Origin of the sequence: Citrobacter sp. TBCS-15 (assembly GCF_005280815.1) — a bacterium.
In the GTDB taxonomy this organism is placed as follows: domain Bacteria; phylum Pseudomonadota; class Gammaproteobacteria; order Enterobacterales; family Enterobacteriaceae; genus Citrobacter; species Citrobacter werkmanii.
In genome coordinates this window covers 297,304-323,288 of sequence record NZ_SZWK01000289.1, presented here as the reverse complement: position 1 = coordinate 323,288, position 25,985 = coordinate 297,304, and the positions used below count along the sequence as shown (strand labels likewise).

The 25,985-nt window shown below is 52.6% G+C and carries 24 protein-coding genes; 8 read left to right on the top strand and 16 right to left on the bottom strand.

The annotated features are described in order from the left end of the window. Nucleotides 1–114 precede the first annotated feature (114 nt). The 6 genes from artJ to FDW96_RS17280 form a co-directional block, all read right to left on the bottom strand. Nucleotides 115–846 carry an arginine ABC transporter substrate-binding protein ArtJ gene (artJ, locus tag FDW96_RS17305; RefSeq protein WP_042307394.1) on the bottom strand — a complete coding sequence of 244 codons (732 nt, stop codon included), beginning with the start codon at nucleotides 844–846 and terminating at the stop codon, nucleotides 115–117. Between the two features lie 178 nt (nucleotides 847–1,024). Continuing rightward, on the bottom strand, nucleotides 1,025–1,693 hold the full coding sequence (gene artM, locus FDW96_RS17300) for an arginine ABC transporter permease ArtM (RefSeq protein ID WP_003844364.1): 669 nt from the start codon (nucleotides 1,691–1,693) through the stop codon (nucleotides 1,025–1,027). Next, nucleotides 1,693–2,409 (bottom strand): arginine ABC transporter permease ArtQ, encoded by a 717-nt coding sequence (gene artQ / locus FDW96_RS17295; protein WP_042307396.1) that lies wholly within the window; start codon nucleotides 2,407–2,409, stop codon nucleotides 1,693–1,695. The genes artM and artQ overlap by 1 nt, the downstream gene beginning before the upstream one ends. A 6-nt stretch (nucleotides 2,410–2,415) precedes the next feature. After that, nucleotides 2,416–3,147, bottom strand: coding sequence for an arginine ABC transporter substrate-binding protein ArtI (gene artI, locus FDW96_RS17290; protein WP_003027298.1), 732 nt, complete (start codon nucleotides 3,145–3,147; stop codon nucleotides 2,416–2,418). Between the two features lie 16 nt (nucleotides 3,148–3,163). Continuing rightward, complete coding sequence (gene artP, locus FDW96_RS17285) at nucleotides 3,164–3,892, bottom strand: arginine ABC transporter ATP-binding protein ArtP (RefSeq protein ID WP_003027295.1); 729 nt, start codon at nucleotides 3,890–3,892, stop codon at nucleotides 3,164–3,166. Between the two features lie 227 nt (nucleotides 3,893–4,119). After that, a complete protein-coding gene (locus tag FDW96_RS17280) occupies nucleotides 4,120–4,635 on the bottom strand; it encodes a lipoprotein (RefSeq protein ID WP_137366025.1) in 516 nt (171 codons plus the stop codon). A 126-nt stretch (nucleotides 4,636–4,761) separates the two neighbouring features. Here FDW96_RS17280 and FDW96_RS17275 point away from each other — a divergent pair, with 126 nt between their 5' ends. Continuing rightward, complete coding sequence (locus tag FDW96_RS17275; RefSeq protein ID WP_001160725.1) at nucleotides 4,762–5,085, top strand: heavy metal-binding domain-containing protein; 324 nt, start codon at nucleotides 4,762–4,764, stop codon at nucleotides 5,083–5,085. Beyond that, nucleotides 5,082–5,912, top strand: a complete 831-nt coding sequence (locus tag FDW96_RS17270; RefSeq protein WP_061382039.1) for an N-acetylmuramoyl-L-alanine amidase — start codon at nucleotides 5,082–5,084, stop codon at nucleotides 5,910–5,912. The genes FDW96_RS17275 and FDW96_RS17270 overlap by 4 nt, the downstream gene beginning before the upstream one ends. Here FDW96_RS17270 and FDW96_RS17265 read toward each other — a convergent pair. From FDW96_RS17265 to poxB, 4 genes are all read right to left on the bottom strand, one after another. Continuing rightward, nucleotides 5,909–6,922 (bottom strand): NAD(P)-dependent oxidoreductase, encoded by a 1,014-nt coding sequence (locus FDW96_RS17265; RefSeq protein WP_079223497.1) that lies wholly within the window; start codon nucleotides 6,920–6,922, stop codon nucleotides 5,909–5,911. The two genes, FDW96_RS17270 and FDW96_RS17265, sit on opposite strands and share 4 nt — an antisense overlap. Nucleotides 6,923–7,019: 97 nt before the next feature. Further along, nucleotides 7,020–8,450, bottom strand: coding sequence for an SDR family oxidoreductase (locus tag FDW96_RS17260; RefSeq protein WP_137366024.1), 1,431 nt, complete (start codon nucleotides 8,448–8,450; stop codon nucleotides 7,020–7,022). A 10-nt stretch (nucleotides 8,451–8,460) separates the two neighbouring features. Further along, nucleotides 8,461–9,462 carry a low-specificity L-threonine aldolase gene (gene ltaE / locus FDW96_RS17255; protein ID WP_038641868.1) on the bottom strand — a complete coding sequence of 334 codons (1,002 nt, stop codon included), beginning with the start codon at nucleotides 9,460–9,462 and terminating at the stop codon, nucleotides 8,461–8,463. 36 nt (nucleotides 9,463–9,498) lie between these two features. Beyond that, nucleotides 9,499–11,217, bottom strand: a complete 1,719-nt coding sequence (gene poxB, locus FDW96_RS17250) for a ubiquinone-dependent pyruvate dehydrogenase (RefSeq protein WP_042307401.1) — start codon at nucleotides 11,215–11,217, stop codon at nucleotides 9,499–9,501. A 153-nt stretch (nucleotides 11,218–11,370) separates the two neighbouring features. Between poxB and FDW96_RS17245 the strand changes: the two genes are divergently transcribed. Next, nucleotides 11,371–11,805 (top strand): DoxX family protein, encoded by a 435-nt coding sequence (locus FDW96_RS17245; RefSeq protein ID WP_042307402.1) that lies wholly within the window; start codon nucleotides 11,371–11,373, stop codon nucleotides 11,803–11,805. 67 nt (nucleotides 11,806–11,872) lie between these two features. Here FDW96_RS17245 and hcr read toward each other — a convergent pair whose 3' ends face one another. The 4 genes from hcr to aqpZ form a co-directional block, all read right to left on the bottom strand. After that, on the bottom strand, nucleotides 11,873–12,841 hold the full coding sequence (hcr, locus tag FDW96_RS17240) for an NADH oxidoreductase (protein ID WP_042307404.1): 969 nt from the start codon (nucleotides 12,839–12,841) through the stop codon (nucleotides 11,873–11,875). 10 nt (nucleotides 12,842–12,851) lie between these two features. Further along, on the bottom strand, nucleotides 12,852–14,504 hold the full coding sequence (hcp, locus tag FDW96_RS17235) for a hydroxylamine reductase (RefSeq protein ID WP_042307407.1): 1,653 nt from the start codon (nucleotides 14,502–14,504) through the stop codon (nucleotides 12,852–12,854). Between the two features lie 155 nt (nucleotides 14,505–14,659). Beyond that, nucleotides 14,660–15,559, bottom strand: a complete 900-nt coding sequence (locus FDW96_RS17230; RefSeq protein WP_042307409.1) for a lysine exporter LysO family protein — start codon at nucleotides 15,557–15,559, stop codon at nucleotides 14,660–14,662. Between the two features lie 143 nt (nucleotides 15,560–15,702). Further along, a complete protein-coding gene (gene aqpZ / locus FDW96_RS17225) occupies nucleotides 15,703–16,398 on the bottom strand; it encodes an aquaporin Z (protein ID WP_042307410.1) in 696 nt (231 codons plus the stop codon). 371 nt (nucleotides 16,399–16,769) lie between these two features. On the opposite strand from aqpZ, the gene FDW96_RS17220 reads away from it, so the two are divergent. Beyond that, complete coding sequence (locus tag FDW96_RS17220; protein WP_042307412.1) at nucleotides 16,770–18,428, top strand: ATP-dependent endonuclease; 1,659 nt, start codon at nucleotides 16,770–16,772, stop codon at nucleotides 18,426–18,428. On the opposite strand, the gene FDW96_RS17215 is transcribed toward FDW96_RS17220, so the two are convergent. Continuing rightward, the gene (locus tag FDW96_RS17215) at nucleotides 18,425–19,372 is read right to left on the bottom strand and encodes a VirK/YbjX family protein (RefSeq protein WP_137366023.1); all 948 of its coding nucleotides are present in this window, start codon (nucleotides 19,370–19,372) and stop codon (nucleotides 18,425–18,427) included. The genes FDW96_RS17220 and FDW96_RS17215 overlap by 4 nt on opposite strands. Before the next feature lie 160 nt (nucleotides 19,373–19,532). Between FDW96_RS17215 and macA the strand changes: the two genes are divergently transcribed. Next, complete coding sequence (macA, locus tag FDW96_RS17210) at nucleotides 19,533–20,648, top strand: macrolide transporter subunit MacA (protein WP_042307415.1); 1,116 nt, start codon at nucleotides 19,533–19,535, stop codon at nucleotides 20,646–20,648. Further along, nucleotides 20,645–22,591, top strand: coding sequence for a macrolide ABC transporter ATP-binding protein/permease MacB (gene macB / locus FDW96_RS17205; RefSeq protein WP_137366022.1), 1,947 nt, complete (start codon nucleotides 20,645–20,647; stop codon nucleotides 22,589–22,591). Before macA ends, macB begins: the two co-directional genes overlap by 4 nt. A 74-nt stretch (nucleotides 22,592–22,665) precedes the next feature. On the opposite strand, the gene cspD is transcribed toward macB, so the two are convergent. Next, entirely contained in the window at nucleotides 22,666–22,890 is a 225-nt protein-coding gene (gene cspD / locus FDW96_RS17200; protein ID WP_003036813.1) for a cold shock-like protein CspD, read from the bottom strand. A gap of 323 nt (nucleotides 22,891–23,213) precedes the next feature. Here cspD and clpS point away from each other — a divergent pair, with 323 nt between their 5' ends. Further along, on the top strand, nucleotides 23,214–23,534 hold the full coding sequence (gene clpS, locus FDW96_RS17195; protein ID WP_042307420.1) for an ATP-dependent Clp protease adapter ClpS: 321 nt from the start codon (nucleotides 23,214–23,216) through the stop codon (nucleotides 23,532–23,534). 30 nt (nucleotides 23,535–23,564) lie between these two features. Next, a complete protein-coding gene (gene clpA / locus FDW96_RS17190; RefSeq protein WP_042307424.1) occupies nucleotides 23,565–25,841 on the top strand; it encodes an ATP-dependent Clp protease ATP-binding subunit ClpA in 2,277 nt (758 codons plus the stop codon). Nucleotides 25,842–25,985: the final 144 nt, after the last annotated feature.

The window sequence follows — 25,985 nt, the reverse complement described above, 5'->3', positions numbered from 1 at the left end:
TTTATCGTTTTAATTAGTGTATGCCATGAATGCATTTCTGGCGTAAGAACTGACTGAAAGCGCAGGAGAAGAGATAAAAAAGCCGCGGTTGCGGCTTTTCAGATTGAGCGGAAATTACTGCGGGAACCACTGATCGCTGATTTTTTGGTAGGTGCCGTCCGCTTTGATGGCGGCCAGCGCGTTATTCAGTTTTTCCAGCAGGGCTTTGTTATCCGGGCGAACCGCAATGCCAAGACCGGTACCGAAGTATTGTGGGTCGGTCACTTTGTCGGTAGCCACGCCTAATTGCGGGTTAGTTTTCAGCCACTCGTTAACGACGGCGGTATCGCCAAATACGCCATCAATACGGCCATTTTTCAGGTCGATAATCGCATTCTGATAGCTGTCATAGGCCACGGTTTTCACTTCAGGATGTTTGTCCTGCAGGTATTTCTGGTGCGTGGTGCCGTTTTCCATACCGATGCGTTTTCCTTTCAGATCGGCAAAGGTTTTATAGGTATCTTTTTTGGCAATAACCAGCGCGGAGTTAGCATAGTAAGGCTGAGTGAACGCAACCTGTTTGCTACGCTCAGGCGTGATATCCATTCCGGAAATCACTGCATCATATTTTTTGAATTTCAGCGCGGGGATCAGGCTGTCGAAAGCATGATTGGTAAAAGTACATTCCGCCTGCATTTGTTTGCACAGCGCCGTTGCCAGGTCAATGTCAAAACCAACAATTTTGTTGCTTGCGTCCAGCGATTCAAATGGCGGATAAGTCGCTGATACACCAAAGCTAATTTTATCAGCGGCTGAGGCGCCAGCGGCGAAAGTAGCCAGTAATGCGGCCAGTACTAACTTTTTCATGGTGGAACTCCCGTCTGTCAATCTTATGATGATTTACCGTGTCTGCGGCGTGAATTAACAATGCCATTTAATGAATTTATATGCAATAAAAATGATTAAGTATTTTATTGGTATAAAAAAAGACGGGCGGTTGTTAGACTTGCCCGTCTTTTGTTTTTCGCTTTATGCAGTTATCGGCTTAATTTCTATGTTCAAACGCCAGCGCTTTACGTTCGATTAAGCGCATCATCAGCGTCAGCAAACCGTTGACGATCAGGTAAATCACGCCCGCCGCGCCGAAGACCATGACGTCATAAGTGCGACCATAGAGCAGCTGACTATAACCCATGACTTCCATCAGCGTGATGGTGTAAGCCAGTGAGGTACTTTTAAACACCAACACCACTTCGTTGGAATACGAGGAGAGGGCGCGTTTAAAGGCATATGGCAACAGAATCGCCAGCGTATCCTTTTTGCTCATCCCCAATGCACCGCATGACTGCCACTGGCCTTCCGGGATGGCGCGGATAGCGCCGTAGAACAGTTGCGTGGTGTAAGCCGCACTGTTTAACGACAGCGCAATTAACGCGCACAGCCACGGTTCGGAGAGCAGATGCCACAGTACCGGATACTCCTGCAGCGTCGGGAACTGTCCTGGCCCGTAGTAGATCAGGAAGATTTGCACCAGCAACGGCGTACCGGTAAACAGCGTGATATAGGCGCGGACCAGCCAGACCAGTACCGGCGTTTTTAGCGTCAGGATGACGGTGAAAATCAGTGCCAGCACCAGAGCAACCACGATGGAGGCGACCGTCAGCGTCAGGCTGGTATGCAGCCCTTTCAACAATTCAGGTAAATACTCGAGCATCAGCCTGGTCTCCGCTCAAAACGTGTCGCGCGCAGGTCAATGCGTTTGAGAATGTACTGACTCACCAGCGTAATCACCAGGTAAATAGCCGCCGCCACAATGTACCAGGTAAATGGCTCCTGGGTACGCGTGGCAATGCTTTTGGTTTGCAGCATCAGATCGTTCACGCTGATCAGGCTGACCAGCGCGGTATCTTTCAGCAATACCAGCCACTGGTTACCCAGTCCCGGCAGAGCGTGACGCCACATCTGCGGCATCACCAGGCGAAAGAAGATCGCGGTTTTAGATAAACCCAACGCCTGACCCGATTCCCATTGTCCGAGTGGTACGGCCTTCAATGCGCCACGCAGCGTTTGCGACGCATAGGCGGCGTACAGTAACGACAGCGCAATCACACCGCACAGGAACGGACTGACGTCGAAGTTTTCGATCTGCATCTGTACCGGGATGTCTACAAACCCGAGATTAATCGTAAAACCATCGGCCAGCGTCAGCAGCAGTTGCGAGGAGCCGAAATAGATAAACAGAACCACCAGAATTTCTGGTAACCCGCGCAGAATGGTAACCAGCGCTGAACCTGCCCATGCCACCGGACGCCATTTTACGGACTCCCAGACGGCAAAAAACATGGCGAGCGCGAGGCCAATGATTAGCGCACAAACCGCAAGGCCGACGGTCATCCCGGCGGCGCTTGCTAACGGAAAAAATTCATTCATCAAATATTACTTCTGGAACCATTTGTTGTAGATGGTCTCGTAAGTCCCATCTTTCTTCACTTTTTCCAGTGCAGCGTTAAATTTCTGCTGCAGCTCAGTGTTGCCCTGACGCACCGCGATGCCCAGACCCGTACCGAAGTAATCTTTATCCGTTACTTTGTCGCCAACCGCAGCCAGTTTTGGATTGTCTTTCAGCCACTCGGTTACCACTGCGGTATCACCGAATACACCGTCAATGCGACCGTTTTGCAGATCGAGTTTGGCATTCTGATAGCTGTCATATGGTACGGTGGTCACTTCCGGATGCTTATCCATGATGAATTTCTGGTGCGTAGTCCCGTTTTGTACGCCAACTTTTTTGCCTTTCAGCTGATCAATGCTGGTGTATTTACCCTGCTGGCCAACAAACAGCGCAGAGTTGTCGTAGTAAGGGGTGGTAAACAGGACCTGTTTTTCACGCTCAGGCGTGATGTCCATGCCTGCCATCACTGCGTCAAAACGACGGAATTTCAGGCTTGGGATCAGGCTGTCGAATGCCTGATTGGTAAACGTACAGGTAGCATCGATCTCTTTACACAGCGCGTTCGCCAGATCAACGTCAAAACCTACGATCTTGTTATTCGCATCGATAGATTCAAACGGAGGATAAGACGCTTCGGTAGCGAAACGAATGGTTTGGGCTGCGGTAGCGGAAAGGCTAAAACCTGCGATTAGCGCGGCAATCAGAACTTTTTTCATTGTATTGTCCCGAATCTTAGTGAGAAAGATAGTTTTTAAACGCTTCGGTTTGCGGGTTGGCAAAGCAGCTCGCATCCCCAAACTCGACGATATGACCGTTTTCCATATACACCACACGACTGGCCGTTTTACGAGCAACTTCCACTTCGTGGGTGACGATCACCTGAGTAATGTTGGTTTCCGCCAGCTCACGAATGATGCTGACGATTTGCGCGGTAATTTCCGGATCAAGCGCGGCGGTCGGTTCGTCAAACAGCAGTACCTGTGGTTCCATCATCAACGCGCGGGCAATTGCCACACGCTGCTGCTGGCCGCCGGAGAGATGCAGCGGATAACGATCGCTGTAGGGCTTCAGACGCAGACGTTCGAGCAGTTTCTCGGCGCGCGCCATTGCCTGCTCTTTTGTCAGACCGAGCACACGGCAGGGCGCTTCAATCAGATTCTGTACAACCGTGAGGTGCGGCCAAAGATTATATTGCTGAAAAACCATACCCACGTTCTGGCGCAGATCGCGAATAGCTTTATCTGACGGCGTTTTCGTGAAGTCGAAACGGTTACCCGCAATAGAGAGCGTGCCCGAGCGCGGCATCTCAAGCAGGTTGAGTACGCGCAGTAGCGAGCTTTTCCCGGCTCCACTAGGGCCAAGTAACACCAGTGTTTCACCCTGAGGGCAATCCAGCGTGATATCGAACAGCGCCTGATGTGCGCCGTAGAAGCAGTTAATGCCGTTTAATTGAATACTCATTGACACTCGTATGCTGGCAGTCTGATAGCTATTGAAGCCGCAGATACTACCTTTGACAGAATAGTTATGCAATATTTATGCGTTAAAAGTTAAATGCAAACCGCATTCTTATCTAAACATAGCACAAAATAGCGGGGCCACCAGTGGGCAAGAATAATTGTCGGCATTCTATGCAGAATGCCAGACAATTTATGGGGTTTATGAAACAGGCGGGTGAATGGGGGCGACTAGCGGTTTTCCACAGACTGGCGCAGCGTCCCGGCTGGCGCGTGTACGCTGCCGCCCAGATAGCGGACGTCGTCTACTACCCAGCACTGGCCTTCGCGGATCATCAGCACTTCGTCACGCCAGCTTTGGTCACCCTGTTTCAGCTCTACGCGCAGCGGAATGTTGCGTGCATCACTATTCGGAATAGTCGATGCGCTGGCGACGCTGGCGCTATCTGGTAACGTAGAGCGGCTAGAGAACGGATCGCTGTTAAACAGATCGCGATGCGCGTTATCACGGCTGGCATCGGTCAGCAGTTTAGCCAGATTGTCGCTGAGGTATGGACGAAGGGCGGTAATGTCATTGTTTCGATGCTGAATACGGTAATCATAGAATTGTTGAGCCACGCTGTCTGGCCCGCCTTCTACGCATGCACCGCTACGAGAGCCGTTATCTTTATAAACCGGGGTCACGGTTGTACAGGCGCTGAGAAGTAGTGCACATGGAACCAGCAGTGAGAGTTTCGAGTAGCGCATAATGATTTCCTTATTAGCTTTCTACTATTAGTGTTCTACGTTGATAGAATATATCCTTTCAATGATAGTGGATCGGTTCGATAATGCTTTTGAGATCGTGCTCTTAGCGCAAAAAGGAGATTAACCATGCAGTTTTCAACTACCCCTACGCTTGAAGGGCAGAGCATCGTGGAATACTGCGGTGTGGTGACGGGTGAAGCCATTTTAGGCGCGAATATCTTCCGTGATTTCTTCGCTGGCATTCGCGATATTGTCGGCGGCCGCTCCGGCGCATATGAAAAAGAGTTGCGCAAAGCGCGCGAAATTGCTTTTCAGGAGCTGGGTGAACAGGCGAAAGCGCTGGGTGCTGATGCGGTCGTCGGTATCGACATTGATTACGAAACCGTGGGTAAAGATGGCAGCATGTTGATGGTGAGCGTCAGCGGTACTGCGGTGAAAACTCGCCGATGAAGCGTCTGTTGTGGCTGCTGGCATTGACGCTGCTGCTGGCGGGCTGTGCTGGCGAAAAAGGGATTGTCGATAAAGACGGATATCAGTTGGATACCCGCCGTCAGGCGCAGGCCGCTTACCCGCGCATTAAAGTGCTGGTTATCCATTACACGGCCGATGATTTTGACGCTTCTCTGGCTACGCTGACCGATAAAAACGTCAGTTCGCACTATCTGATCCCGGCTGTGCCGCCGCTCTACCATGGCAAGCCACGTATCTGGCAACTGGTGCCGGAAAAAGATTTGGCCTGGCATGCCGGGATTAGCTTCTGGCGCGGCGCGACGCGGATTAACGATACCTCGATTGGCATTGAGCTGGAAAACCGCGGCTGGCAAAAAGCGGCGGGAACGAAATATTTTTCCCCCTTTGAGCCAGCGCAGATTCAGGCGTTGATCCCACTGGCGAAGGACATTATTGCTCGCTACGACATCAAGCCGCAAAACGTGGTGGCTCATGCGGACGTCGCACCGCAGCGTAAGGACGATCCTGGCCCATTGTTTCCATGGAAACAGCTGGCTGCACAGGGAATCGGCGCATGGCCTGATGCTCAGCGCGTGGCGTTTTATCTCAACGGGAGAGCGCCGTCTACACCGGTAGACACTGCATCGTTACTCGATCTGCTGTCGCGCTATGGTTATGAGGTGAAACCCGAAATGACGCCGCGTGAACAGCAGCGAGTGATTATGGCATTCCAGATGCACTTCCGCCCGACGTTGTGGAACGGCGTGGCGGATGCAGAAACGCAGGCGATTGCGGAGGCCTTGCTGGAGAAATACGGGCAGGGTTAACGTGGTAGCTTACCGTGGTCGCGCAGCCAGGCCGCGGTACGCTCAATCCCTTCATCCAGCGTGACGATGGGCTGATAACCTAACTCTTCCTGTGCGCGGCTGGTATCCAGAGTAAAGTCAAAATTCAGCTTCGATACGCCGTAGTGCGTAAGCTTTGGCTCTTTCGCCGATTTATTGCCCAGACGCTCCATGCTGCGGGCAATCATGTCCAGCATCGGGTAGGGCACCGAGCGGATTCGGCAATCAATATTCAACTCGTCGATCAGCTTCTGCACGATACTGCGCAGCGTTCGATGCTCGCCGTTAGTAATGTTGTATGCGCGGCCTGACGGCAGCTTATCGCAGGCTTCCTGGCTTACCAGCCACATCGCGTGTACCGCGTTCTCATAATAGGTCATATCCACCAGCGCACTTCCACCGTGCGGCAACAGGATGCTGCCGTAGTGGTACATCATGTGGGCCAGACGGGGGATAAAAACTTTATCGTGAGGTCCGAACAGACTTTGCGGGCGCAATACTGTGAAGCGGGTCTGCGGGTTAGCCTGTGCGAGCAGCGCAATCACATCTTCACCAGCCGCTTTACTGCGGGCGAATTCATTGGCGAAGCGATGTGGTCGGAAGTCTTCTTTGATATCCCGATGGTGGTGATAGTCAAAATAGAGCGACGGAGAGGAGATATGGATAAAGTTACGTACGCCCCAGGCAACGGCCCATTCGCCCAGACGGCGGGTAGCACGAACGTTGGCCAGATCGAAGGCTTCCTGCGTTCCCCATGGTGAGGTAAAACTGGAGCAGTGCCACAGCGTGTCGATACCTGCGAGCATGACTTTTGCCTGCGAAGAGACCAGTTCGGTCAAATCCGCATGCACAAATTCTGCGCCCATTTTCTCCAGCAGCTTGCCCATCGCTTCGTTGCGACCGGTGGCTCTGACGCTGACGCCTTTGCTGCATAGAAACTCAACCGCATTTCGGCCCAAGCCGCTGGTGGCTCCGGTAACCAGTACCTTCATATCAATCCACTGTGTTTAAAAAACATCGTGCGCATTCTTCCGTGAAATACGCCTGTATGCAATGGGAAACGTGAAAGAATACAGTCTCTTTTTGTCATTAGTCTGTGATTTGTTCTGCAAGTTTGGCGATACGCTTTGCCATCCCTCTGAAAATGAACAGATGAGCCGGGATCATCAACAACCAGTAGAAGAGACCGGGCATGCCGTGCGGATGCCACCAGGCGCGTACATCGATGCGCCGATGATCGCCTTTATCTTCCAGTGTAAAGCTTAAACGGCCTAATCCCGGCGCTTTCATGCCAAACAGAAGTGTGAGCTGTTTTTCTGACTCAACGATGATCACTTTCCAGCTATCCACGGCATCGCCAACCTGCAACAACGGGTTTTCCGGGCGGCCTTTTGCCAGCTTATGGCCGACCAGCAGGTCCAGCGCGGCGCGCGTCTTCCACAAAAAATTGCCAAAGAAATAGCCTTCTTTCCCGCCGAGTCGGTTCACCACTTGCCACAGCGCTTTCAGACTGGCGGAGGTGTCGACGCTAAAGCCAGCCTGTTTGGCAAAATAGCCATATTCGGGACGCCAACGGGCGAATGCCTGAGCGTCATACCCCCAGTCGCTGGAGTTAACCAGCTTCTCTTCTTCTTTCAGCGTGCTGCGCACTGCGTCATCAAAGGCGATCAGCTTTTGCGGGATCAGCGCGCGTAGCTCAGCGTCATCGGCCAGCAGGTCATGCTTTAAGCCTTGTATCAGCGCCTTTGCTGTAGTGGGCGGTACCGATGTAATAACATTCAAAAACCACACCGAAATCCAACTGGTCGGAAACGGGATAGGGATCAACAAGCGGTGTTTGCCGCTGACGGCCATGAAATGCTCGAACTGTTCCTGATAGCTTAATATCTGCGGCCCTGCGGCTTCGAGTACGCGGTGATGGCTTGTGGGATGGTCCAACAGCGCCACCAGATAGTACATCAAATTTTCCAGCGCGATGGGCGTGGTACGCGAACGTACCCAGCGCGGAGGCGTAAGTACCGGTAGGTTGTAGACCATATCGCGCATCACTTCAAAAGCGGCGGAACCCGCCCCGACGATAATGCCTGCCCGTAATTCGGTCATCGGCACGCCTGCTTCGCGCAGGATGTCTGCGGTTATCTGCCGCGCACGCAGATGATCGGATTGTTCATGTCGCGGAGCCTGTAATGAGCTCAGGAAAATAAGCTGTTTGACGGGGATGCTACGTAGCGCATCACGCACGTTCATCGCGACCTGGCGCTCATGAGCGATAAAATCACCGCCTTCACCCATGCCATGGACCAGGTAATAAACCGTATCAACATCCGTCAGCAGCGGCGTCAGGTTATCAGGCCAGGTTAAGTCGACTTTGTGGCAACTGACGTTAGCCAGTTGCAGTTTTTCCAGACGTTCAATACGGCGTGCCGCAGCCAGCACCTGGTGCCCTTGCTGGCTGAGCGCCTGTACCAGATGCTGACCAATGTAGCCACTGGCGCCAAGAACCAAAATCCGTTGCGGCACGCCCATCTCCTTAGCGAGTTAAAAAAGCGCGCCAGTGGGCGGCGACTTCGGCAAGTTGTTCACGCGATACGTCCAGATGCATCACCAGGCGTACAATTGGGGAGGCGTTAATCAGTACGCCTTGCGCCTTCATATACTCGCCCAGCGCAGCAGCGTGCTCTTCGCCAACGCGGACAAACAGCATGTTGGTATCGTGACGCATGACGTCTGCGCCTGCTTCGCGCAGCTGTTCCGCCATCCAGGCCGCATTGTCATGGTCTTCCTGTAAACGCGCCACGTTATTTTTCAACGCATACAGTCCGGCCGCAGCCAGAATCCCGGCCTGACGCATTCCGCCGCCGGTCATTTTACGCCAGCGGATAGCACGTTTGATGTAGTCGTGACTACCGACCAGCAGTGAGCCTACCGGCGTCCCCAGACCTTTGGAGAGACAAATGGTGAACGAGTCGCAGTATTGCGTGATCTCTTTCAGCTCACAGCCGTAAGCAACGACGGCGTTAAAAATACGCGCGCCATCAACGTGCAGAGCCAGATTGCGCTCACGAGTGAATTCCCAGGCATCTTTCAGATACTCGCGTGGCAGCACTTTGCCGTTGTGGGTGTTTTCCAGACTAAGCAGACGTGTGCGGGCAAAATGGATATCATCCGCTTTGATTTTTGCCGCCACTTTGTCCAGCGGTAAGGTGCCATCCGGCGCGGCATCGATAGGCTGCGGCTGGATGCTGCCGAGCACCGCAGCGCCACCCGCTTCGTAGAGATAGTTATGTGCGCCCTGGCCTGCGATATACTCTTCACCGCGCTGGCAGTGGCTGAGCAGCGCAACCAGGTTAGCCTGAGTGCCGGTAGGTAAGAAAATAGCAGCTTCTTTGCCAGAAAGCTCAGCAGCGTATTGCTGGAGAGCGTTAACGGTAGGGTCATCTCCGTATACGTCGTCCCCGACCGGGGCCGCCATCATCTCTTCCAGCATGGCGCGACTTGGCCGGGTTACGGTATCACTGCGTAAATCAATCACGGGCATTCCTTTTTTAGTGAGGTAATGCCCTCTGTTTTACCTGAGCCAGTTAGTTTTCGCCAGTTCCATCACTTCATCACCGCGTCCACTGATGATTGCGCGCAACATATACAAGCTAAAACCTTTCGCTTGTTCGAGTTTGATCTGCGGCGGGATGGCTAACTCTTCTTTCGCCACCACCACATCAACCAGTACCGGACCGTCAATCGACATCGCCCTTTGCAGTGCCTCATCGACCTCTGAGGATTTCTCCACACGAATGCCCGTAATGCCGCAGGCTTCGGCAATCCGCGCGAAGTTGGTGTCGTGCAGCTCCGTACCGTCGGTCAGATAACCGCCAGCCTTCATCTCCATCGCCACAAATCCCAGTACGCTGTTGTTGAAGACGATAATCTTTACTGGCAGCTTCATCTGGACAACCGACAGAAAATCGCCCATCAGCATGCTAAAACCACCGTCACCGCACATGGCGATGACCTGGCGTCCCGGTTCGGTCGCTTGTGCGCCGAGTGCCTGTGGCATAGCGTTCGCCATCGACCCGTGATTAAACGACCCGAGAAGGCGACGTTTGCCGTTCATTTTCAGATAGCGTGCAGCCCAAACCGTTGGGGTACCAACATCGCAGGTAAAGATAGCGTCGTCAGCGGCAAAATGGCTGATCTGCTGCGCCAGATACTGCGGATGAATGGCTTTATCGCTCGGTTTGGCTAAATCATCCAGACCCTTGCGCGCCTCACGATAGTGCTCCAGCGCTTTGTCTAAAAACTTCCGCTCGGTTTTTTCCTCCACCAACGGCAACAGGGCGCGGAGAGTGGATTTAATATCGCCCACCAGCGCCATATCAACTTTACTGTGCGCGCCGATGCTCGCCGGATTGATATCAATCTGAATAATTTTGGCGTCGGTAGGGTAGAACGGGCGATAGGGAAACTGGGTGCCGAGCAGGATCAGCGTGTCGGCATTCATCATGGTGTGGAATCCGGATGAAAAGCCAATCAGCCCGGTCATACCGACGTCGTACGGGTTGTCGTATTCGACGTGCTCTTTACCCCGCAGGGCGTGGACAATCGGCGCTTTGATTTTTGCCGCAAACTCTACCAGTTCTTGATGCGCACCGGCACAGCCGCTGCCGCACATCAGGGCGATATTGCTGGAATAACGCAGTAGTTGCGCCAGTTTTCTGAGTTCTTCTTCTTCCGGGGTGACGACCGGGAGTGGCGCATGATACCAGTGCGTGCTGGCGCTTTCCGGCGCGGGCTTCAGCGCGACGTCGCCGGGTAATACCACCACCGAGACGCCACGATTTAATACGGCTTTACGCATGGCAATGGCGAGTACCTGCGGGATCTGTTCAGGGCTGGAAACCAGCTCGCAATAGTGGCTACATTCGCGGAACAACTCTTGCGGGTGGGTCTCCTGAAAATAACCGCTGCCGATCTCACTGGAAGGGATATGTGCGGCAATCGCCAGGACCGGAACATGGTTGCGGTGGCAATCAAACAGACCATTGATCAGGTGTAGGTTGCCCGGTCCACATGAACCGGCACAGACGGCCAGTTCGCCGGTTAGTTGCGCTTCTGCGCCAGCGGCGAAGGCGGCAACTTCTTCATGACGGGTCGGCATCCAGTCAATCGTTCCCATGCGGTTGAGACTGTCACTGAGGCCATTTAATGAATCACCCGTTACGCCCCAAATGCGTTTAACGCCAGCTTGTTCGAGGGTTTTAGCAATAAAAGCGGCAACCGTTTGTTTCATGGTTTTCCATCTCCTTTAATGTGATACCGGTTACAAGTTTAGATGAAGATGATAGTTATGCTTCTCATTTCCCCCTTATTTTCGGCAGCTTACATTTCGAGCAGATAACGCGTAGTTTGATATCTGGCATGGTGAAACAAGGAATGAATTCAAATGGTTACTAAACTATTAAATGCAGTTAACCGAACGCTGACTCATGAAGACTTTGGCAAGTTTCTGTTACGCATCGCCGTTGGTGGATTGATGCTGTTTCATGGCTTACATAAATTGTTCTCCGGTATTGATGGCATCAGCGGCATGCTGGTAGCGAAAGGTTTTCCGGGCTTTATTGCTTACGGCGTTCTGTTGGGGGAAGTCGTTGCGCCTTGCCTGATTATCCTTGGGATCCTGACCCGTCCGGCGGCGTTGGGGCTGGCCTTTACGATGGTGGTGGCATGGCTGATGGTCGGGATGGGCGAAACCTGGTCACTGGATAAAACTGGCGCATGGGCGATTGAGAGTCTGGTGTACTTTTTTATCGGTGCGCTGGCTGTCGCGTTTTTAGGGGCGGGGCGTTTCTCGGTGGCAAGGAATTCGGCCTGGCGGTAAAAAAAGGCCGGATATGGCGTAAACGCATTATCCGGCCTGGAGCAGCTACGAAGGGGTATTTTATAGGTTAAGCGAGTACTAAATCACCCTGCGGATGACAGGAGCAGGCCAGTACATAGCCTTCGGCTATTTCTGCATCCGTCAGCGTCATGGTGCTGCTGACCGTGTAGTTACCGTCAACCACTTTGGTTTTGCAGCAGCCGCAAACGCCCGCACGACATGCGGCAACGACCGGCACTTTATTGCTTTCCAGCGCTTCCAGCAGCGTACTGCCCACCGGCGCGTAAAACTCTTTTGCCGGTTGCAGCTTGGTGAACTTCAGACCGCTGGTGGCGGCCTCGGCAACCGGCGTGAAGAACTGCTCTTTAAAGAAGCGCGTCACGCCCAGCGCTTTGACTTCTTTTTCGACCAGATCCATATACGGCGCCGGGCCGCAGGTCATCACGGTACGAGAGACCAGATCCGGCACGCTTTTCAGCAGATCGGTCGTCAGTCGGCCAGAAACAAAACCGTGGGTGGCATTGTTTTCAGCGACTAAGGTCACCGGATATTCGCGCCATTCGTCGGCAAAAATAACATCTTGCGGTGAACGAACGTTAAAGATCACCTGCACATCGGCCTGTGGGCGGTACTTTGCCAACCAGCGACGCATTGACATGATTGGCGTAACGCCGCAACCGGCAGCCAGCATCAGGAACTTATCTTCCGCCTTATCTTCACAGGTAAATTCACCCATGGCATCGGACAGCCAGATATAGTCGCCGCGCTTCACGTCGCGGGTCAGCCACTGTGAGCCTGCACCATCGTCAATCCGGCGAACAGTCAGCGTGATGTACTCGCTTACTCCCGGTGTAGATGAAATGGTGTAAGCACGCAGGGTCTCCGCTGAATTACGTACGCTGACCAGTGCATACTGCCCGGCGCGGTACGGATAATAGTCGTGGCACAGCAACGAAATTGTCCATACATCCGGCGTTTCCTGATGGATGTGATGCACCTGCATCCGCCATGGGCACTGATGAGTTGGCATTGTCATTCTTTACTCCTTACGCGCTCAGCAGCTGCTTCATGTCTTCTTCAACGGTGGTTACGGAACGCAGGCCGAATTTTTCGTTGAGCACAGCCAGCAGATCCGGCGTAAAGAAGCCAGGCGCAGTCGGGCCAGTGACGATGTTTTTCACGCCCAGCGACAGCAGGGTCAGCAGAATCACAATCGCTTTCTGTTCAAACCAGGAGAGCACCAGAGACAGCGGCAGATCGTTTACGCCGCAGCCCAGCTTCTCTGCCAGAGTGACCGCCAGGATGATGGCAGAGTAAGCATCGTTACACTGACCGGCATCGACCAGACGCGGCAGACCCTCGATATCGCCGAACTCCAGTTTGTTGAAACGGTATTTACCGCACGCCAGGGTCAGGATCAGGCAATCGTCCGGTACGCTGGTGGCGAAGTCGGTGAAGTAGTTACGTTCGCCGCGCGCGCCGTCGCAGCCGCCGACCAGGAAGATGTGACGCAATTTTTCACGGCTGACCAGGTCGATTAAGGTATCAGCAGCGCCCAGCAGCGTCTGGCGACCGAAACCTACGGTGATCAGGTGCGGGATTTCGCTGTACGGGAAGCCAGCCATCTGCTGCGCCTGAGCAATAACCGGACCGAAGTTGTCGCCTTCGAGGTGGCTCACGCCCGGCCAGCCGACGATGCTACGGGTCCAGATACGGTCGTCGTAAGCACCCACTGTCGGGTCGATGATGCAGTTAGAGGTCATCACGATTGGGCCTGGGAAGCGAGCGAACTCAACCTGCTGGTTCTGCCAGCCGCTGCCGTAGTTACCGATCAGGTGTTTGAACTTACGCAGTTCCGGGTAGCCGTGTGCTGGCAGCATTTCACCGTGGGTATAGACGTTAACGCCGGTACCTTCAGTCTGCTCCAGCAGGTTGTAAAGATCTTTCAGGTCGTGACCGGAGATCAGGATGCATTTACCAACGGTTGCTTTAACATTGACCTGAGTCGGCGTCGGGTGACCGTATTTGGTGGTTTCACCGGCGTCCAGGATGCTCATTACTTTGAAGTTCATCTGGCCGATTTCCATAGAACACTCCAGCAGAGCGTTCATGTCGGAAGGCCAGGTTCCCAGCCACGCCATGATTTTGTGGTACTGAGCATAGATGTCGTTGTCGTACTGGCCGAGAACGTGCGCGTGTTCCATATAGGCCGCCGCACCTTTCAGACCGTACAGGCACAGCAGGCGCAGGCCGAGAATGTTCTCGCCAATCGTCGCTTTGTCTTTGTTCGGGGTAAATTCCGCTGCCTGACGTTGCAGATCGCCCAGATCGTCGCTGACCAGTTGCAGGTCCGCCATCGGGTTGTCGACCGCTGCGTTCGCATCAATGTTCAGACATTGTGCTTTCAGCGCTTCACGCAGGGCAATCGCTTCGCGGGCATAGCCGACGATACGCGGGGAGTCGAAGTTAACGTTGGTCAGGGTAGAGAAGAACGCGCGCGGGGCAAAGTTATCAATTTCATGGTCGATGATGCCGTATTCACGCGCTTTAACAGCCCATGCAGACAGACCTTGTAGGGAAGCAATCAGCAGATCCTGCAAATCGGAGGTTTCAGCCGTTTTACCGCACATACCCTGCGCGTAAGAGCAGCCGTTCCCTGCCGGAGTACGGATGGTTTGTTCACATTGCACACAAAACATGGTCACACCTTTTAAAGTTATATTTAATATACATGTTTAAGGTTATGCCTGTGCGCGCAGGGATAAAAGGGATTTCTGCTACAACTTGCAAGGAGATTGATTTAGCGCAATTTTGGCGGTAGCTGACTACCGCCAGAGAGGTATTTGAGTGAGGGTCAGGCGGAGAAAAATGCCATCAGCAGAGGGACTAACAGACTCAGGATAAAACCGTGCACGATGGCTGCCGGAACCATTTCCAGTCCGCCGCTGCGTTGTAAAACTGGCAGGGTGAAATCCATCGATGTGGCCCCGCATAGCCCCAACGCGGTAGAGCGACTGCGGCCCACCATGCCGGGAATCAACATAATGGCAATCAGTTCACGCGCCAGGTCATTAAAAAAGGCGGCACTCCCAATCACCGGCCCGAACGACTCGGTTAACAGAATACCGGACAGCGAATACCAGCCAAAACCTGACGCCATCGCCAGCGCGGTTTTTACCGGCAGGCCGAGGATCAACGCATTGATAACCCCCGCCAGCATCGAACTGGCGACGACGACGACGGCCACAATCATGCCCCGGCGATTCAACACGATTTGCTTGAGGGTCATGCCGCTGTTGCGAAGTTGAATCCCCACCAGGAACAGTAAAAAGATTAATGTATATTCGCTGGCTTCGGTGGCGTGCTGCAAAAAGGAAAGACCGGTGAGACCCAGCAGGAAACCCACCACAACAACCCCGCAAAGCTGGAGCGACTCAAACGCCATCGCGATTCGCGACGGGAGTTTCTCTTGCTGGTGGTTATGCCGCCAGGGCAGTGAACGCTCCAGCCAGAATAGCGCGGCGATATTACACAGCAAAATGACCGTCACGCTGACAGCAGAATAATGAAGTATGGCTAACAGGTTGCTGGCGAGATTATCCAGAAACGCCAGGCTGATGCCCATAAAAAAGAGAATAAGGTAGACGATCCAACTCAACAGACGATTGATGAGTTTTAATGCGCCCATATGCCGAAGTGGAATAAGGTAGCCCACAATAAGGGGAACCAGAATGATTAACAGCCCTGAAAACATGAAAGCCCGATCCTTGCTGAGATGTAAGACGAAATGCGCCAGCACACACTACTCAATGCAAAGAGGGGAGTAAAGTTGCAAATAAAAGGAAATATAGAGAGGAAAAAAAAGACCTGACTTTCGCCAGGCCTTTTTGTTATCGATTAATCACGTTTTTCCAGCAGAGTGCGGTAAATAAGACCGCCGAGAACCCCACCGATAATCGGCATAACCCAGAAGAACCACAATTGTTGCAATGCCCAGCCGCCCTGGAAGATGGCAACTGCAGTACTACGTGCCGGGTTTACGGAGGTATTAGTGACTGGAATGCTGATCAAGTGGATTAATGTTAACGCCAGACCAATCGCAATAGGTGCAAAACCTGCCGGAGCATGTTTGTCGGTCGCGCCGTGGATCACTAATAAGAAGCCAGCGGTAAGAATAATTTCAATTACAACAGCAGAAAGCATGGAATAACCGCCTGGTGAATGATCACCAAAGCCGTTCGAGGCAAAACCGCTGGCGGTTGCATCAAAACCTGCTTTACCGCTGGCAATAAGATACAGGGCCGCTGCTGCAACAATACCGCCCACAACCTGAGCAATAACATATCCAATAACGTCTTTCGCCGGGAAGCGACCGCCAGCCCATAAACCGAAGGTCACTGCCGGGTTAAAATGGCCACCTGAAATATGGCCTACGGCATAGGCCATAGTTAATACGGTCAGACCAAATGCCAATGCGACACCGGCAAATCCAATTCCCAATTCCGGGAATGCTGCGGCCAGTACTGCGCTACCGCACCCACCAAAGACGAGCCAAAACGTACCGAAGAATTCGGCTGCTAATTTCCTGAACATAACCACCTCAATTAAAAGTTCCGGGTTTGTGTTCCTTGCCCGGTAATTCATCGCTTAAAGGGACGATGATGAAAGAGCGGGTATTTTAGAAAAAAACATCATCCCTTCGCCAGTTAAATTGATGAAAAAATTTGATTTAAGGCAATATGTCGTGATTCCTTTTTGAATATTCGATGAATGAAGCATAGTTCAATTAGCTAAAAATGATGATTGAGCTTAGAAATTATAATCACAGGGAAACATAAGAAGAATATTCTTAATTTTTTGGGTTTCTGCGATTAACCTCCTGATGATATCGGGTGCTCTGAGCGCCCGGTTAACGTTATACTCCTGATAACTTGAAGGAAAAAGTTAGCATTTCCGGAGGCTATATGATTCTCGAACGCGTTGAGATTGTTGGATTTCGTGGTATTAACCGCCTGTCGTTGATGCTTGAGCAGAGTAACGTGCTGATTGGGGAGAACGCGTGGGGTAAGTCCAGTCTGCTGGATGCTCTAACCTTGCTGCTGTCGCCGGAATCTGATTTGTACCATTTTGATCGTGAGGATTTTTGGTTCCCGCCGGGGGATATACAGGGCCGGGAACATCATTTGCACATTATCCTGACGTTTCGAGAATCTCAACCAGGTCGTCATCGGGTTCGTCGGTACCGTCCTCTGGAAGCCTGCTGGACGCCGTGTAACGATAGTTATCACCGTATATTCTATCGTCTGGAGGGCGAGTGTGCGGATGACGGGACTGTCCTGACGCTACGAAGTTTTCTTGATGGCGATGGTCATCCGTTAGATCTCGACGACATTAACGACCTGGCGCGGCATCTCGTGCGTCTGATGCCTGTGTTGCGTCTGCGTGATGCACGTTTTATGCGACGCATTCGTAACGGTACGGTACCGGATTCGGCAGATGTTGAAGTGACCGCCCGCCAGCTGGATTTTCTGGCGCGTGAACTGGCTACCCGACCACAAAACCTAACCGATGGGCAGATTCGTCAGGGGCTGTCGGCTATGGTGCAGCTATTGGAGCACTATTTTTCTGAGCAGGGTTCTGGTCAGTCCCGCTATCGCCTGATGCGTCGCCGCTCCAATAACGAACAACGTAGCTGGCGCTATCTGGATATCATTAACCGCATGATTGATAAGCCCGGCGGACGAACGCATCGCGTTATTCTGTTAGGACTGTTCTCGACGCTGTTGCAGGCCAAAGGCACGTTAAGGCTGGATAAAGATGCCCGGCCTTTATTGCTGATAGAAGACCCGGAAACGCGTTTACATCCCATCATGTTGTCGGTTGCCTGGCACTTGCTGAATCTACTTCCTCTCCAGCGGGTGGCGACCACCAACTCCGGTGAGTTGCTGTCTCTCACGCCGGTGGAACATGTTGTCCGTCTGGTACGTGAATCATCCCGGGTAGCCGCCTGGCGGCTGGGACCGGGTGGGATCAGCGCGGAGGACGGTCGGCGTATCGCTTTCCATATTCGTTTCAATCGTGCATCTTCGCTGTTTGCCCGCTGCTGGCTGCTGGTGGAAGGCGAAACGGAAACCTGGGTCATTAACGAGCTGGCCCGCCAGTGCGGACACCATTTTGATGCGGAAGGCATTAAAGTCATTGAATTTGCTCAGTCAGGTCTTAAACCACTGGTTAAGTTTGCCCGCCGGATGGGAATTGAATGGCACGTGCTGGTCGATGGCGATGAAGCCGGGAAAAAGTATGCCGCCACGGTGCGCGGTTTATTGAATAACGACCGAGAGGAGGAGCGCGATCATTTAACCATGCTCCCCGCGCTGGATATGGAACACTTTATGTATCGCCAGGGGTTCGCCGATGTCTTTCATCGTGTTGCGCAGATCCCGGAAAATGTACCAATGAATATGCGCAAAATTATCTCCAAGGCGATTCATCGGTCGTCAAAACCGGATCTGGCGATCGAGGTGGCGATGGAAGCAGGGCGGCGTGGCGTAGACGCCGTCCCTACTTTGCTGCGTAAAATGTTTTCCCGCGTACTGTGGCTGGCACGCGGCAGAGCGGATTAGTGGCGAAACATTGACGACAGCTGCGCGTGGATGCTGTCCAGTAGCTGATAGCGACGGCGGTATTCTGCGCGTTTTTTACTGGCAATCTCCGCTTCGCTTTTTCGAGCCAGCGCACGCGGAATATGATAGTACCCGCGGTTGTCGCACTCGCCGCCAAGCGACGCCCAAAATGCGTTGTAGTCGGAAAGAATCACTTTGTTTTGATCGTGGTAACGCGGACTGCGAAAGATATGCTGTTCATTACTGACAGCCATTACCTTTTCGATATTCAATTGTTCTGCCAGACGACAAATGGCTTCCATAACAATGCGTTTGGGGAATATTCCGTGGCAGGATTTGGTCGCTTTTTGTGTTGCTTCGTGCGGAAGTTGTGAATTGCCCTGCATGCCGCCGATAAATAATGTACTTTTCCCATTATATTCGCAGAAGGTAAATGTCATTTTAGTCAGTTCGTCACCCTCGCCATTTCGCACCAGAATAGTACTTTCACCCTCTTTATCGAGTACCGGAAACATCATCATGGTCACGGTAAATTTCTCGTTATCTTTGCCTTCAATTTGCGCCAACTGTAAGCCGTCATTACTTAATAAGGCGTTAAATTCACCAGGTAAGAATGCATTGCGGATAACATGGTAATGAAAACGCACCGCATCTAATCGCATTCTACGATCGAAGTTGGCGGCAAGGTAAGGACGATGCAGACGAACGGGTAGCCGGGGTTGACGGGCGAGCACGTTTTCAAGCTCCGGCCACTGCGCCAGTTCAGTCATCCATTCCCGGGTAAGGCGAGGTATCAGTAATGAACGCCAGATAAACTTACGCCGAAAGCTCCGTTTATCCCAACACTGTGCAGGTCGTAACTGACCGCGGCTCAGGCTGTAAAAAAGACCAAGGCTGGTGATGGGTTTGGCAGAAAGAAAAACGCTTTCAGTTAGTTGACTCATAATATAAATCCGATTGATACCCTGGCATTAATTTCAGCACAGTGGATCTTAACCATTCATCAATAACTCTGTTATTCTTGCGCTTTTCAACGGCTATTTATTTAACGTTGATGTTTAACACTCCACTCTGATGGACGTATTGGGGGAAATTGGGACATTTATGAAGCTCAAGGGAAAAATCAAAAAACGCTATTTTATCTTCGCCATCATCCTTATTGTGGCGATAATTGCGCTATGGCGTACGCTTAATGCGCCTTTACCTCAGTATCAAACGTTAATTGTTCGTCCCGGCGATCTCCAGCAGAGTGTACTGGCTACCGGAAAACTGGATGCGCTGCGTAAAGTTGACGTCGGGGCGCAGGTCAGTGGGCAGTTAAAAACGCTGTCGGTCGCGATTGGCGATAAAGTAAAAAAAGATCAACTGCTTGGCGTTATCGATCCTGAACAGGCGCAAAACCAGATCAAAGAGGTTGAAGCGACGCTGATGGAATTACGCGCCCAGCGTTTACAAGCTGAAGCCGAGTGGAAGCTGGCGCGAGTGACGCTTTCCCGTCAGCAGCAGTTGGCGAAAACCCAGGCGGTTTCACAACAGGATCTCGATACCGCGGCTACCGAGATGGCGGTCAAACAGGCGCAAATTGGCACCATTGATGCACAGATTAAGCGTAATCAAGCCTCTCTTGATACAGCCAGGACCAACCTTGATTACACCCGCATTGTAGCGCCAATGGCGGGTGAGGTTACGCAAATAACCACTCTGCAAGGACAAACCGTTATTGCCGCCCAGCAGGCACCTAACATTCTGACGTTAGCAGACATGAGTACCATGCTGGTGAAAGCGCAGGTTTCCGAGGCGGATGTTATTCACCTGCATCCCGGACAAAAAGCCTGGTTCACTGTCCTCGGCGATCCGCAGACGCGCTACGAAGGTACGCTGAAAGATGTCCTGCCGACGCCGGAAAAAGTGAATGACGCGATTTTCTACTATGCCCGCTTTGAAGTGCCTAACCCGAAAGGGATCCTGCGTCTGGATATGACCGCACAGGTCCATATTCAGCTCACGGATGTCAAAAATGTCCTGACCATCCCGCTATCGGCGCTGGGCGATCCTATTGGCAATAATCGCTATAACGTCAGGCTGCTGCGTAACGGTGAAACCCGCGAGCGTGAGGTGGTGATCGGCGCGCGCAATGACACCGATGTGGAGATTGTGAAAGGGCTGGAAGAGGGAGATGAAGTCATTACTGGCGAGGGCAATCCTGGAGCAGCGAAATGACGGCATTGCTTGAGCTAAGCAATATCCGCCGTAGTTACCCGTCAGGCGAAGGACAAGTCGAGGTGTTAAAGGACGTTTCCTTGAGCATTCAGGCCGGTGAAATGGTGGCGATTGTCGGCGCGTCTGGTTCGGGTAAATCGACGCTGATGAACATTCTCGGCTGTCTCGATAAGCCTACCAGCGGCACGTATCGGGTGGCCGGGCGCGATGTCTCCACCCTCAATAGCGATGCGTTAGCGCAACTGCGACGCGAGCATTTTGGTTTTATCTTCCAGCGTTATCATTTGCTGTCGCATTTGACCGCCGCGCAAAACGTTGAGGTGCCAGCGGTCTATGCCGGGACAGAACGTAAGCAACGTCTGGCTCGTGCGCAGGAATTACTCCAGCGGCTGGGGCTGGGCGACAGGATTGATTATCAGCCATCCCAGCTTTCCGGTGGCCAGCAGCAGCGGGTCAGCATTGCGCGTGCGTTGATGAACGGTGGGCAGGTGATTCTTGCCGACGAACCCACCGGGGCGTTGGATAGCCATTCTGGCGAAGAGGTGATGGCGATTTTGCATCAGCTTCGCGATCGCGGACATACGGTGATTATCGTTACGCACGACCCGCAGGTGGCCGCGCAGGCCGAGCGCGTAATTGAAATTCGCGACGGAGAGATTGTACGCAACCCGCCGCCGCACAAATCTCCTGGCGGACGCGAAATCTCCGTGCCGACAGTGAAAACAGTGTCGGGCTGGAGTCAGTTTATCAGTGGTTTTCGCGAAGCGCTCACCATGGCCTGGCTGGCAATGGCTGCGAATAAGATGCGTACGCTGCTGACCATGCTAGGGATCATCATCGGTATTGCTTCGGTGGTTTCGATTGTGGTGGTGGGGGATGCGGCAAAACAGCTGGTGCTGGCAGACATTCGCGCTATCGGTACCAATACCATTGATATCTATCCCGGCAAAGATTTCGGCGATGACGATCCGCAGTATCAACAGGCGCTGAAATATGACGATTTAACCGCGCTGCAGAAACAGCCCTGGGTAAGTTCGGTGACGCCTGCGGTGTCGAAGAACCTGCGGCTACGCTACGGTAATATTGACGTGGCTGCCAGTGCGAACGGCGTTAGCGGCGACTATTTCAATGTCTATGGCATGACGTTTAGCGAAGGGACCACCTTTAACGCTGAGCAGCTGGCCGGGCGGGCGCAGGTGGTGGTGCTCGACAGTAATACCCGACGTCAGTTGTTCCCCAATAAAGCGAAGGTGGTGGGCGAAGTCATTTTGGTGGGAAATATGCCTGCTACGGTGATTGGCGTTGCAGAGGAGAAACAGTCGATGTTCGGCAGTAGTAAGATCCTGCGGGTCTGGCTGCCTTACAGCACCATGTCCGGGCGAATTATGGGGCAATCGTGGCTGAACTCAATCACCGTGCGGGTGAAGGACGGTTTTGATAGCGCTCAGGCTGAACAGCAGCTTACCCGCCTGTTGTCGTTACGCCATGGGAAGAAAGATTTCTTTACCTGGAATATGGACGGCGTCTTGAAAACCGCCGAAAAGACCACACGTACATTACAACTCTTCCTGACGCTGGTGGCGGTCATTTCGCTGGTGGTAGGTGGAATCGGCGTGATGAATATTATGCTGGTTTCGGTAACCGAACGAACGCGCGAGATTGGCATTCGTATGGCGGTTGGCGCGCGCGCCAGTGATGTGCTGCAACAGTTCCTCATTGAAGCGGTGCTGGTATGTCTGGTTGGCGGCGCGTTGGGCATCACGTTGTCGATGCTGATCGCTTTTACGCTACAGTTATTCCTGCCCGGCTGGGAAATTGGCTTCTCACCCGTTGCGCTGCTCACGGCATTCCTGTGCTCAACTGCTACCGGAATTTTGTTTGGCTGGTTACCGGCGCGTAATGCGGCCCGGCTTGATCCGGTAGATGCGCTGGCGCGGGAATAATACTGCAGAGATAAAAATGCCAGCCGTAAGGGCTGGCATTTTGACTGCGGGATGTACACAATGAGACAGAAGGGTTATGCGACGGCTTCTGCTTCAATGACAGGCACGATGACACTGGCATGGTTGCCTTTTGGCCCCTGGTGGACATCAAACTGGACAGACTGTCCGGCTTTTAGCGTTCTGTAACCATCCATCTGAATGGTGGAGTAATGGGCGAAAATGTCTTCGCCGCCGCCTTCGGGGCAGATGAAACCAAACCCTTTGGCGTTGTTGAACCACTTAACAGTACCCGTTTCCATACTTCGACATCCTTCGTAGATCTTATATAAGTAAGATGGAATGAACCGGTTGCGGAGTGGGGGCTGTTCAAAACCTCGCCAACTCTCGAAACTACAATTTAGAGAAATCAGGCGGGGCGTCAAGCGTCAGACGGATGGAATAGGGTAAAAATGCATCAAAATTTGAAGCAGTTAACGCTATTGTCGGTTCTGTGACAGATGTCGCGGATGACACTAATAGATGATAGTTATCTAATACTTGAGGTAGATTGAGTGTGTGCATAGGCTGCTTGTCAGCGGCAACATTTTCTGCCGGAAACCGTAACTGAAGATGACGACTGACAATGAGTAAGACGAACGACTGGCTGGATTTCGATCTGCTGGCGGAAGACAAATTGCGCGACGCGCTAAAACCGCCATCTATGTATAAAGTGATATTAATCAATGATGATTACACTCCGATGGAGTTTGTTATTGACGTGTTACAAAAATTCTTTTCTTATGATGTAGAACGTGCAACGCAACTGATGCTTGCAGTTCACTATCAAGGTAAAGCTATTTGCGGCGTGTTCACTGCCGAAGTGGCTGAAACCAAAGTATCGATGGTGAACAAATATGCGAGGGAGAACGAGCATCCGTTGCTGTGTACGCTGGAAAAAGCCTGAATGCAGGCATAAATATTGGGGGAGGTGCCTATGCTCAATCAAGAACTGGAACTCAGTTTAAACATGGCTTTCGCCAGAGCGCGCGAGCACCGACATGAGTTTATGACCGTCGAGCACTTGTTACTGGCGTTGCTCAGTAACCCATCGGCCCGCGAAGCGCTGGAAGCGTGTTCTGTGGATCTGGTGGCGCTCCGTCAGGAACTCGAAGCCTTCATTGAACAAACCACACCCGTATTGCCTGCCAGTGAAGAAGAGCGCGACACGCAGCCAACGTTGAGTTTTCAGCGTGTACTGCAACGTGCGGTCTTCCATGTTCAGTCCTCCGGGCGCAATGAAGTTACCGGCGCAAATGTTCTGGTAGCTATCTTTAGCGAGCAGGAATCTCAGGCGGCCTATCTGCTGCGTAAGCATGAAGTGAGTCGTCTGGACGTGGTGAATTTTATTTCTCATGGCACGCGCAAAGACGAACCAAGTCAGTCTTCTGACTCCGGGAATCAGCCAAATAACGAAGAGCAAGCTGGCGGGGAGGACCGTATGGAGAACTTCACGACTAACCTTAACCAGCTTGCCCGTGTGGGCGGGATTGATCCGCTCATTGGCCGGGACAAAGAGCTGGAGCGCGCCATTCAGGTACTGTGCCGTCGCAGAAAAAACAACCCGCTGTTGGTGGGGGAATCTGGCGTCGGTAAAACCGCGATTGCCGAAGGTCTTGCCTGGCGCATTGTCCAGGGCGACGTGCCGGAAGTCATGGCGGACTGCACCCTTTACTCTCTGGATATCGGGTCGCTGCTGGCGGGCACCAAATACCGCGGCGATTTTGAAAAACGCTTTAAGGCGCTGTTGAAACAGCTGGAACAGGATACCAACAGCATCCTGTTTATTGATGAGATCCACACCATTATCGGTGCGGGTGCGGCTTCGGGCGGCCAGGTGGATGCGGCTAACTTAATCAAGCCTCTGCTCTCCAGCGGTAAAATCCGTGTAATAGGTTCCACAACCTATCAGGAATTCAGCAATATTTTTGAGAAGGACCGGGCGTTAGCGCGCCGTTTCCAGAAAATTGATATCACTGAGCCGTCGGTAGAAGAGACCGTGCAGATCATCAACGGTCTGAAACCGAAATACGAAGCGCACCATGACGTTCGCTACACCGCTAAAGCGGTACGTGCCGCGGTCGAACTGGCGGTGAAATACATCAACGATCGTCATCTGCCGGATAAAGCCATTGACGTGATCGATGAAGCGGGCGCGCGTGCGCGTCTGTTACCGGTCAGCAAACGCAAGAAAACCGTTAACGTAGCCGATATTGAGTCCGTGGTGGCCCGCATCGCGCGTATCCCGGAGAAGAGCGTGTCGCAGAGCGATCGTGATACGCTGAAAAATCTGGGTAACCGTCTGAAAATGCTGGTATTCGGACAGGATAAAGCCATTGAGGCGCTGACTGAAGCGATCAAAATGAGCCGTGCCGGTCTCGGACATGAGCATAAACCTGTCGGTTCATTCCTGTTTGCCGGACCGACTGGCGTTGGTAAGACCGAAGTCACGGTGCAGCTGTCCAAAGCGCTCGGCATTGAGCTGCTGCGTTTTGATATGTCTGAGTATATGGAACGTCACACTGTCAGTCGTCTGATTGGGGCGCCTCCGGGATATGTCGGTTATGACCAGGGCGGTTTGCTGACCGACGCGGTCATTAAACACCCGCATGCGGTCCTGCTGTTGGATGAAATCGAAAAAGCGCACCCGGATGTCTTTAACCTGCTGCTGCAGGTAATGGATAACGGTACGCTGACCGACAATAATGGCCGTAAAGCAGACTTCCGTAATGTGGTGCTGGTCATGACCACCAACGCCGGGGTACGTGAGACCGAACGTAAATCGATTGGGCTTATTCATCAGGACAACAGCACTGATGCGATGGGCGAAATCAAAAAAGTGTTTACGCCGGAATTCCGTAACCGTCTCGACAACATTATCTGGTTCGATCACCTCTCTACTGAGGTGATTCATCAGGTTGTTGATAAGTTTATTGTCGAGTTGCAGGTACAGCTGGATCAGAAAGGCGTCTCGCTGGAAGTAAGCCAGGAAGCACGTAACTGGCTGGCTGAGAAAGGCTATGACCGCGCAATGGGCGCACGTCCGATGACGCGTGTTGTTCAGGACAACCTGAAAAAACCATTGGCCAACGAACTGCTGTTCGGTTCGCTTGTGGATGGTGGTCAGGTAACCGTTGAATTGGATAAAGAGAAAAATGAGCTGACCTATGGTTTCCAGAGTGCGCAAAAGCACAAGCCAGAAGCCGCACATTAATCTTTAATCACCTAATCAGCCGGGCGTAATGCCCGGTTTTTTTTCGCCTGATAAAAGTGATTTGAATTGGGATATTCGGGGGAGTTTAAACGGCAGGCAAAAAATAAGCCTGCGTAAGGGAGATTACGCAGGCTAAGGAGGTGG

Bases quoted from the DNA above. Each gene is read 5' to 3' on its own strand.
- cspD (WP_003036813.1), bottom strand. From the start codon at position 22,890: ATGGAAACGGGTACTGTTAAGTGGTTCAACAACGCCAAAGGGTTTGGT.
- FDW96_RS17215 (WP_137366023.1), bottom strand. From the start codon at position 19,372: ATGAGTCAACTAACTGAAAGCGTTTTTCTTTCTGCCAAACCCATCACC.
- artI (WP_003027298.1), bottom strand. From the start codon at position 3,147: ATGAAAAAAGTTCTGATTGCCGCGCTAATCGCAGGTTTTAGCCTTTCC.
- macB (WP_137366022.1), top strand. From the start codon at position 20,645: ATGACGGCATTGCTTGAGCTAAGCAATATCCGCCGTAGTTACCCGTCA.
- artQ (WP_042307396.1), bottom strand. From the start codon at position 2,409: ATGAATGAATTTTTTCCGTTAGCAAGCGCCGCCGGGATGACCGTCGGC.
- artJ (WP_042307394.1), bottom strand. From the start codon at position 846: ATGAAAAAGTTAGTACTGGCCGCATTACTGGCTACTTTCGCCGCTGGC.
- poxB (WP_042307401.1), bottom strand. From the start codon at position 11,217: ATGAAACAAACGGTTGCCGCTTTTATTGCTAAAACCCTCGAACAAGCT.
- macA (WP_042307415.1), top strand. From the start codon at position 19,533: ATGAAGCTCAAGGGAAAAATCAAAAAACGCTATTTTATCTTCGCCATC.
- clpA (WP_042307424.1), top strand. From the start codon at position 23,565: ATGCTCAATCAAGAACTGGAACTCAGTTTAAACATGGCTTTCGCCAGA.
- FDW96_RS17265 (WP_079223497.1), bottom strand. From the start codon at position 6,922: ATGAAGGTACTGGTTACCGGAGCCACCAGCGGCTTGGGCCGAAATGCG.
- aqpZ (WP_042307410.1), bottom strand. From the start codon at position 16,398: ATGTTCAGGAAATTAGCAGCCGAATTCTTCGGTACGTTTTGGCTCGTC.
- hcr (WP_042307404.1), bottom strand. From the start codon at position 12,841: ATGACAATGCCAACTCATCAGTGCCCATGGCGGATGCAGGTGCATCAC.
- clpS (WP_042307420.1), top strand. From the start codon at position 23,214: ATGAGTAAGACGAACGACTGGCTGGATTTCGATCTGCTGGCGGAAGAC.
- hcp (WP_042307407.1), bottom strand. From the start codon at position 14,504: ATGTTTTGTGTGCAATGTGAACAAACCATCCGTACTCCGGCAGGGAAC.
- artP (WP_003027295.1), bottom strand. From the start codon at position 3,892: ATGAGTATTCAATTAAACGGCATTAACTGCTTCTACGGCGCACATCAG.
- FDW96_RS17280 (WP_137366025.1), bottom strand. From the start codon at position 4,635: ATGCGCTACTCGAAACTCTCACTGCTGGTTCCATGTGCACTACTTCTC.
- FDW96_RS17270 (WP_061382039.1), top strand. From the start codon at position 5,082: ATGAAGCGTCTGTTGTGGCTGCTGGCATTGACGCTGCTGCTGGCGGGC.
- FDW96_RS17245 (WP_042307402.1), top strand. From the start codon at position 11,371: ATGGTTACTAAACTATTAAATGCAGTTAACCGAACGCTGACTCATGAA.
- artM (WP_003844364.1), bottom strand. From the start codon at position 1,693: ATGCTCGAGTATTTACCTGAATTGTTGAAAGGGCTGCATACCAGCCTG.
- FDW96_RS17220 (WP_042307412.1), top strand. From the start codon at position 16,770: ATGATTCTCGAACGCGTTGAGATTGTTGGATTTCGTGGTATTAACCGC.
- FDW96_RS17275 (WP_001160725.1), top strand. From the start codon at position 4,762: ATGCAGTTTTCAACTACCCCTACGCTTGAAGGGCAGAGCATCGTGGAA.
- FDW96_RS17230 (WP_042307409.1), bottom strand. From the start codon at position 15,559: ATGTTTTCAGGGCTGTTAATCATTCTGGTTCCCCTTATTGTGGGCTAC.